The organism is Longimicrobium sp. (assembly GCF_036554565.1).
Taxonomy (GTDB): Bacteria; Gemmatimonadota; Gemmatimonadetes; order Longimicrobiales; family Longimicrobiaceae; genus Longimicrobium.
The window spans coordinates 1-8,305 of sequence record NZ_DATBNB010000433.1; the positions used below are offsets into that span (position 1 = coordinate 1).

The 8,305-nt window shown below is 71.6% G+C and carries 7 protein-coding genes; 3 read left to right on the plus strand and 4 right to left on the minus strand.

Annotation, left to right across the window (positions count from 1 at the left end):
* A partial coding sequence (locus tag VIB55_RS11840; protein WP_331876853.1) for a hypothetical protein occupies positions 1-1,312 on the plus strand: 1,312 nt, incomplete at its 5' end.
* A 70-nt stretch (positions 1,313-1,382) separates the two neighbouring features.
* Here VIB55_RS11840 and VIB55_RS11845 read toward each other — a convergent pair.
* The 4 genes from VIB55_RS11845 to VIB55_RS11860 form a co-directional block, all read right to left on the minus strand.
* Complete coding sequence (locus VIB55_RS11845; RefSeq protein WP_331876854.1) at positions 1,383-2,300, minus strand: BadF/BadG/BcrA/BcrD ATPase family protein; 918 nt, start codon at positions 2,298-2,300, stop codon at positions 1,383-1,385.
* Between the two features lie 3 nt (positions 2,301-2,303).
* Positions 2,304-4,298, minus strand: coding sequence for a glucosamine-6-phosphate deaminase (gene nagB, locus VIB55_RS11850; protein ID WP_331876855.1), 1,995 nt, complete (start codon positions 4,296-4,298; stop codon positions 2,304-2,306).
* A 224-nt stretch (positions 4,299-4,522) separates the two neighbouring features.
* Positions 4,523-4,891, minus strand: a complete 369-nt coding sequence (locus VIB55_RS11855) for an endonuclease domain-containing protein (protein ID WP_331876856.1) — start codon at positions 4,889-4,891, stop codon at positions 4,523-4,525.
* Between the two features lie 209 nt (positions 4,892-5,100).
* Entirely contained in the window at positions 5,101-6,348 is a 1,248-nt protein-coding gene (locus VIB55_RS11860) for a serine hydrolase domain-containing protein (protein WP_331876857.1), read from the minus strand.
* Between the two features lie 310 nt (positions 6,349-6,658).
* Between VIB55_RS11860 and VIB55_RS11865 the strand changes: the two genes are divergently transcribed.
* Both VIB55_RS11865 and VIB55_RS11870 read left to right on the plus strand, forming a co-directional pair.
* Positions 6,659-7,726, plus strand: coding sequence for a DUF4349 domain-containing protein (locus tag VIB55_RS11865; RefSeq protein WP_331876858.1), 1,068 nt, complete (start codon positions 6,659-6,661; stop codon positions 7,724-7,726).
* 127 nt (positions 7,727-7,853) lie between these two features.
* Positions 7,854-8,305 (plus strand): MsnO8 family LLM class oxidoreductase (locus VIB55_RS11870; RefSeq protein ID WP_331876859.1); only part of this gene is annotated, 452 nt, incomplete at its 3' end.

Sequence of the window (8,305 nt, forward strand, 5' to 3'; positions counted from 1 at the left end):
GGGGCTGCTGCTGGCGGTGGGGCCGGGGGTGCTGGTCACGGCCCACCGGGAGCTTTCGGACGTGCCCTTCTGGGCGTTCACCATGCTGGCGCTGTGGGCGTTCTCGCGGGCGCGGCCGGCGGATGCCGATGCCGTCACGCCCGGGGAAGGCGGCGCCCTGTGGCCCCTGGCCATCGCCGCCGCCGCCACGGTGGCCGCGTACGCCACGCGGTCCGCCGGGCTGCCCCTGGTGCTGGCGGCCGGTGGATGGCTCGCCTGGAAGCGGCACTGGCGCGGCCTGGCGCTCCTGGCCGGCGTCGTGCTGCCCTTCGCCGTCGCGTGGTGGGTGCGCGGACGGATGATGGGCGGGCCGGGCTATACCAGCTTCCTGTGGTACGTCGATCCCTACCGCCCGGCGCTCGGCACCGTGACCTTCGGCGGGATGCTGGCGCGCATCGTCAGGAACAGCGGCGAGTACGTGGGCGAGCACATTCCCGTCCTGCTGATCGGCGCCGGGAACACCGCCCTGGCGATCGCCGCCGGGGTCACGGTCGTCGGCTTCGCGGCGGCGGGATGGGCCCTGCGCGTGTCGCGGGCGGGCGTCGCCGAGTTCCTGCTTCCGCTGTACCTGGGGCTGGTGATGGTGTGGCCCGCGGAGTGGGCGGGCGAGCGGTTCATCCTCCCGGTGCTTCCCTTGCTGCTCCTGTACGCCGCCGAGACCGTGAAGGCGGGGGCAAGCCGGGTGGGAGCGGCGCGCCCCGCGGGAGTGGCGGCCACCGCCGTGGTGATGCTGATGGCGCTTCCCGCGCAGAAGGTGGAGCTGTCGGCGGGATCGTACTGCCGCGCGGAGTTCCGGCTGGGACACGCCTTCCCCTGCGTGCTCCCCGTGTGGCAGGACTTCTTCACGCTGGCGGTGCAAGCCCGCGGCAAGCTGCCGGAGGGCTCGGTGGTGCTCTCGCGGAAGCCCACGCTGTTCTGGGCCTTTTCGGGGTACCCATCCCGCACCTACCCGTTCAGCCCCGAGCCCGACAGCCTCATCCGCGAAGCGCGGCGGGCCGGCGCGGAGTACGTCGTTACCGACCGGATCGACCACGTGGCCGCGATGTACCTGTCACCCGTGTTCATCCGCCGGTCCGAGGGGTTTTGCGTGGTCCACACCATGGGCTCCGACCGCCCGACGCTGATGGGCATTCTTCCCGACGCGGAGCGTGCGCCCGACACGGGCGCGGGGGGCCAGGGGGAAACGGTGACGCTCGAGTTCGCCGCCTGCGGCCCCGCGTACCGGGCCGGCCGCGATGGGGGGCGCATGGGCCCCGGGCGCCTGGTCCGGTAGACGAGAGCACGGATCGGAAAGGCCCCGCCGCGATGCTCCGCGGCGGGGCCTTCCTCGATGACCCGCAGCCTCAGGCGTGAACGAGGGCGCGGGCGTAGGCGAGGGCCCCGTGCACCGCGTCGGCCTGGGGCGGGCGCACCCGGCAGGGGTGGCCGGCGTCGCCCAGGTGGCCAGCGACGAGGGAGGCGAACAGTGGGTTCTGCAGCACGCCGCCGTGAAAGACGACCGGCACCTCGCCCGGCCAGGGCGCCAGGCGCGAGGCGAGCGCGCCCACGTGCCCGGCCAGCTCCGTCGCCTGCGCCCGCACCACCCGCATCGAAACGGCATCGCCCAGCTCCGCCGCCTCCAGCACCTCGCGGGCGAGCGCCGCCACGTCGGCCTTTTCCACGCGCCCCGCCCAGGGCGGAATCTCGCGCGCGTGCTCCAGCCCCAGCGTGTCGAGAAAGCGGTCCAGCAGCGGGGTCGCCGGCTCGCGCCCATCCACCGACCGCAGCGCCGCCTTCAGCCCCTCGCGGCCCAGGGCGTACCCGCTCCCCTCGTCGCCCACGATCATCCCCCATCCGCCGCACCGCTCCATCCGCCCGTCCCCGGCGCGCCCGTAGGCCACGGAGCCCGTCCCGGCGATCAGCAGGATCCCCGCGCCGCCGCCGAAGGCGCCCTCCAGCGCGATCTCGCCGTCCGAGGCCACGCGCACCCGCCCCGCGACGCCCAGCTCGGCCAACGCCTCCTCGACCGCCACCCGCTCGGCCTCGTTCCCCACGCCGGCCAGCCCGGCGCACAGGGCGTCGGGCACCCGGTCCGGCCCCAGGCCGCCGACCGCCTCGCGCACCAGGCCGGCGATGACCTCGGCGCTGCGCTCCGGATGGCGGGGGTCCACCAGCCCCGCCGGTCCCTCGGCGCGGGCCAGCTCGCGGCCGGCGGCATCGGCCAGGACCAGGGTGGTGCGGGTGCCGCCGCCGTCCACGCCGGCGAAGAAGGTATCGTCCATCCGTCAGCCGGTGGCCTGGCCGAGATCCAGCTGCGCCGCCTGCGCCGGCTGGCCGCCCGCCGGCGGATGAGCCGGGCGCGGCGCCCGGTCGGCGGCGCGCCGCATGGAGGGCGGCGCGCCCAGGGCGCTCGTGGAGATGGTCTCGATCTCCACGGGCTTTCCGTTCCTGCGGATGACGTACGCCTCCATGGCGTAGTACTCGGGGAGCCCCAGGCTGTCGACCATGCGCGCGGTGGAGGTGTTGCGCTCCTCCACGCGCTGCCAGAACTCGCGGTCGTCCTGGCCGGGGAAGGGGGCACGGTCCTTCTGGCTCTGGTGCTTGAAGATGGCCAGGATCTTGTGGCGAAGCTCGTCCTCCGAAAGCGGCACCAGCACGTCGGCCTCGCTGACGGGCCACTCCTGCCAGGCCCCGCGGTAGTACCACACCTCGGGCGCCTCGCCGGAGTACTGCTCCAGCGCGCGCTCCACCGCCTCCAGGCACATGCGGTGGGTGCCGTGCGGGTCCGACAGGTCGCCCGCCACGAAGATCAGCTCCGGCTGCACCTCTTCCAGCAGCTTGAGCGTGATCGCCACGTCGCGCGGCCCAATGGCGTCCTTGCGCACCTTGCCCGTCTGGTAGAAGGGCAGGTTCAGGAAGCAGGCCTGCTCGCGGCGCATGCCGAAGGTCTCGATCCCCGACACCGCCTCGGCCTCGCGGATGCGCTGCTTGATCTTGAGCACCTCGTCGATGTCCACCTGCCCGGGGTGCTTGCTGTCCAGGAAGTCCTCGATGCGCGCGGTGAGGTTCTCGACCGCGCCGTCGCCCAGCTCGAAGTCGCGGCCGAAGCGGCGCAGGAAATCCATGTAGCGCCGCACCTCGTGGTCGAAGACGGCGATGTTCCCCGAGGTCTGGTAGGCGACGACGATCTCGTTCTCGTTGTGGTGCAGCTTGTTGAGAATGCCGCCCATGGAGATGACGTCGTCGTCGGGGTGCGGGCTGAAGACGATGATGCGCTTGCCCTGCGGCAGCTTGCTCTTGCCGCGCACCTTGGAGATCAGCGCGTTGAACACCTCGCCGTTCAGCGGCCCGGCGGTGCGGTAGCGCGCCAGCAGCGACGACAGGTGGTGCTCGCGGTAGTCGTCGTTGTCCAGCTTCAGGATGCTCTTGCCGGTGGCCTGGCTCAGCCAGATGACGGCGCGGATCTCCAGCTCGCGGTCCCACCGCACCTCGCCCACCACCCACGGCGTCTTGACGCGCGTGAGCTCGGCCGCGGCGGCCGGGTCCAGGTAGAAGGTGGCGTTGCGGTGGTTCTGCAGGTACGTGGCGGCGATGTCGGGGTCGGGTTCGCCCTCCACGGCGCGCTGGATGATGATGGCCTTGTGCTCGCCCGTGGCGATCAGGGCGATCTCGCGCGCCTCCAGGATGGAGGCCACGCCCATTGTGATGGCCTCGGTGGGCACGTTGTCTTCGCCGAAGAAGTCGGCGGCGGCGTCGCGGCGGGTGACGGTGTCCAGCGCGATCAGCCGGGTGCGCGACTCCACGCCGGACCCGGGCTCGTTGAAGCCGATGTGCCCCGTCTTGCCGATGCCCAGCAGCTGGAAGTCGATGCCGCCCAGCGCGGCGATGGCCTCTTCGTACGCACGGCAGTGCTCCTCGACCTGGTCGCGGGGGAGCGCGCCGCGGGGGATGTTGACGTTTTCGCGCGGGATGTTGATGTGCTCGAACAGGTTTTCCCACATGTACCGGTGATAGCTGTGAATGCTGTCCGGCTCCATCGGGTAGTACTCGTCGAGGTTGAAGCTGACGACGTTTGAAAAGTCGAGCCCCTCGTCGCGGTGCATGCGGATCAGCTCGCGGTAGATGCCGATGGGCGTGCTGCCCGTGGCCAGCCCCAGGACGGCGGGCCTGCCTTCGGCGTTCTTCGCGCGGATGACCTGGGCGATGCGGCTGGCGAGGGTGGATGCGATCTGGTCGTGTTCCAGAATGCGAACGGGGACGCGCTCGCGGGACTGCGCCATGCGGCCTCGTGGTTCAGCGGTTCTCGGGTTTGGTATGGCCGGAGCCCGCCCAGGGCTGCACGGAGCGTGCCCCCCGGGGCGGGTTCAGCCCCGTGCGGATGGGCACTGGAGCGTGTTCCGGCCTGGAGTTGGGGAAAGTAGCACGCGGTGGGGGGGATGGCACGAGGTTCCCCCTCCCCCCGGCCCCCTCCCCCGCAAACTGCGCGGGAGAGGGGGAGAAAAGACTACTCGGTGAGGGAGAGTGAGCCTCGGATCCGCTGCAACACCGAGTCGAGATTGCTCAGCACTTCCTCGTTGCGGAAGCGGATCACACGGATGCCGTGGAGCGCCAAGCACTCTGTGCGGTTCTGATCGTATTCCGCCAGACGCTCGTGAATTGGGCCATCCAGTTCGATGCACAGCTTTCGGCTGGGGCAGTAGAAATCGAGGATGAACCGGTCGATCGGATACTGACGGCGGATCTGGATTCCGTCGAGCTGCTGCCGGCGAACGGCCGCCCAGAGCGTCGCCTCGGCTTCCGTCGGCTGCTTGCGATGCCCGCGAGACCCGGCTTTCATCGGGTCCGAAATTCGTCGAGGCTGCTTCCAAACCATGGGCACACTCCAGCGCATAGCTGTTCTCCCCTCTCCCGCGCAGTTTGCGGGGGAGGGGCCGGGGGAGGGGGAACCAAGGGCCCGGCCGGCACTGCGTCGAAACGCACTACTCTCCTTGCTCACCCTCCGAAGCGCCAGAGTATGCGCCGCCCCGCCCCGTCTGTCCAGCTTTCTCCTTTCACGTCACGTCACGCCCCGCCCCGTCGCCGTCACGGCGCAGGCGCAGGCGTCGCCCGGCGCGCCTCCCAGTCCACCAGCGGGGCGTCGGTGATGGCGGACTGCACCGCATCCGCCACCGCGCGGCGCAGCGGCGTCTGCTTCTGGTTCTGGCTCGTGGGGTTCACCCGCGTGGTCAGCAGGATCACGAACAGCCCGCGCTCGGGGTCCACCCACATCGACGTTCCCGTGTACCCCGTGTGCCCAAAGCTGCGCGCCGAAAAGAACCGTCCCGCGCTGGACTGCCCCGCCGGCGTGTCCCACCCGATCGCGCGGCTGGCGCCGGGGCCCTGCGGCGCCGTCCACCGGGCGATCGTCTGCGGCTTCAGCAGGCGCACCCCCCCGTACTCCCCGCCGTTCAGCAGCATCTGCGCGAACACCGCCAGGTCCCTCACGCTCCCGAACAATCCCGCGTGCCCCGCCACGCCCCCCATCGCCCACGCGTTGGGATCGTGCACCTCGCCCCAGATCAGCCCGCCGCGCGCGCTGTCGCGCTCCGTGGCGGCAATGCGGTCGCGCGGCACCCGCGGCAGAAAGCCCGTCTCGCGCATCCCCAGCGGCGCGAAGACGCGCTCGCGGACGAACGCGTCCAGCGGCTGACCGGTGATGCGCTCCATCACCAGCTGAAGGAGGATCAGGTCCCAGTCGCTGTACACGGTCTGCGTACCGGGCGCGGACTTCAGCGGGCGCAGGTTGATCTGCTCCAGGTACTGCTCGCGCCCGCGGAACTGGCGGTACAGCGGCGCGAACGCCTCAAGCCCGCCGCGGTGCGTCAGCAGGTGGCGGATCGTAATGCCCGCCTTGGCCGTGTCGGAGAGTTCCGGCAGGTAGCTGGCGACCGTACGGTCCAGGTCCAGCAGCCCCTGCTCTTCCAGGATCATCGCCGCCGTCGTGCTGGCCACCACCTTGGTGATGGACGCCAGGTCGAAGAGCGTGCTGTCCGTCACCGCCGCCGACCCGGGCGCCCAGTCCACCGCGCCGTATCCCGCCTGGTGCACCAGCCGCCCGTGCCGGCCCACGGCGATCGCGACCGCCGGCGCCACGGTGTCCGCGATCGCCCGGCGTGCGAGCGAGTCCAGCGTGGCGGGAAGGGTCCGCTCCAGCCCCGCGGCGTCCGGCGTGGCGGGGGTCAGCACCGTCACGGCGGGCATCCGCGGCGCGGGTGACGGGGCGACGCTCGGGCTGGGCGTGCACGCGGCGGCGCCCGCCAGCGCGGCCAGAGTCAACAAGCGAATCGTCATGGGCGAGTTCGGGATGTGGGTGGAGCGGGCAATCTTGAATGGATGATAGGCGGCGTCAAACCCGCGCGCCTGCTGCGTTCGTTCAAGATCGTGGCGCTCGCGCGTTCAATGAACGAAGACGGCGGGCGGCGGGCCGTTCAGTGAACGCAACGGAACGCCCCGCGCGCTCCTTCCATCGGGCGGCGCCGACGCCCAAGCCGTTGTCAGACGGGGACTTGCAAAATGTGTAGATGAATGCGGCGCAAGGAACGGCACGTGCCCCCCTGCGCTCCCCGGAAGCCGGTGCGACTCACCCGAACCCCGCCCGCCGATGACGATCGATCGAAAACACCTGGTGCTGCCCCTGCTCCTGGCCCTGGCCGCATGCGGCGGCGCCGACAGCGAGTCCGCCGTCCGGACCGGGAGCGCCGACCTCATCAGCCTGGAGGAGAGTGCGCCGGCGCAAGGCGCCGCATCGTCTGCCGACGTCGCGCTCAGCCGCGGCGTGGAGAGCGGAGTGCCGCAGGCCGCGCCCGATCGCGCCCGCGGGAACGGCGAGCAGGTCGGCGAGGTCCAGGTGCTGACCGACCCCGCCGTCACCCCCACGACCACCGGCACACGGGTGGACCCCAGCATCCCGGTTGCGCCGGGCTCCGTGTCGCTGGACCCCATGATCATCCGCACGGGAACGGCGAACGTGCAGGTGGACTCGCTGGACCAAGGCATCGCGCAGGTGCGCGCGCTGGCGGCACGGGTAGGGGGGATCATCGGCAATACCAGCATCAGCGGCGGAACGGACCAGGAGCGGCACGCCAGCATCGAGCTGCGCGTGCCCAGCCAGAACTTCGACGCCGCGCTCACCGGGCTTCAGCCGATCGGCAAGGTGCAGAACGTGAACGTGACGGCGCAGGACGTGGGCGAGGAGTACGCCGACGTCACCGCCCGCGTGGCGAACGCGCGCCGGCTGGAGGCGCGGCTGCTGGACCTGCTGGACCGGCGCACGGGGAGGCTGGAAGAGATCCTGAACCTGGAGCGCGAGGTGGCGCGCGTCCGCGAAGAGATCGAGCGCTACGAGGGACGCCTTCGCTACCTGCGCACCCGCGCCTCCATCAGCACCCTCACCATCACGCTGCACGAGCCCAACGCTGTGATCGGAACCCCGCGCGGCGAGCGGCCCATCCGCGACGCGTTCGGGATCGCGTGGCGCAACTTCGTGGGGCTGATCGCCGGGCTCATCGCGGCCACGGGGCTGCTGATTCCCCTCGCCATCGTCCTCTACGGCGCCTGGCGGGTCTGGAACTTCTTCCGCCGCCGCGAGGCCGAGCGCGACGCCATCTACCGCGAGAACATCCGCCGCGCACGCGCGAGCGCGCCCGACGAACCCGCGCACCTTCCCTGAACGTCACGAGCCCCCGGCGCAGCTTCCGCCGGGGGCTCGGCACATCGGCGTCCGCCATCGCGCCGCAGCGGGCGGGCGATTAGTATCGTCCCCGGTCGAAGGACGGAGTCAGGCGCAAAGGGCACGGATGGCGAAGCTGAAGCTGGGCGTGGTGGACCAGTCGCCGGTGCGGACGGGCGGAACGGCGGCGGATGCGCTGCGCGAAACGCTGGAACTGGCGCGGACCGCCGAGCGGCTGGGGTACGGGCGGTACTGGCTTGCCGAGCACCACAGCACCAACTCGTTCGCGGGCTCGTCGCCCGCGGTGCTGATCGCGCGCGTGGCGGCCGAAACCAGCACCATGCGCGTGGGATCGGGCGGGGTGATGCTGTCGCACTACTCGCCCCTGCAGGTGGCGGAAAACTTCCGCATGCTCGAGGCGCTCTATCCGGGCCGCATCGACCTGGGCGTGGGCCGCGCCCCCGGCGGCGATGCGCGCGCCACGCTGGCTCTCGCCTACGGCCGCGCGCGGCTGGACGCCGAGCACTTTCCCGGGCAGGTGCAGGACCTCATCGGCTGGGCGACGGACGGGTTCGACGA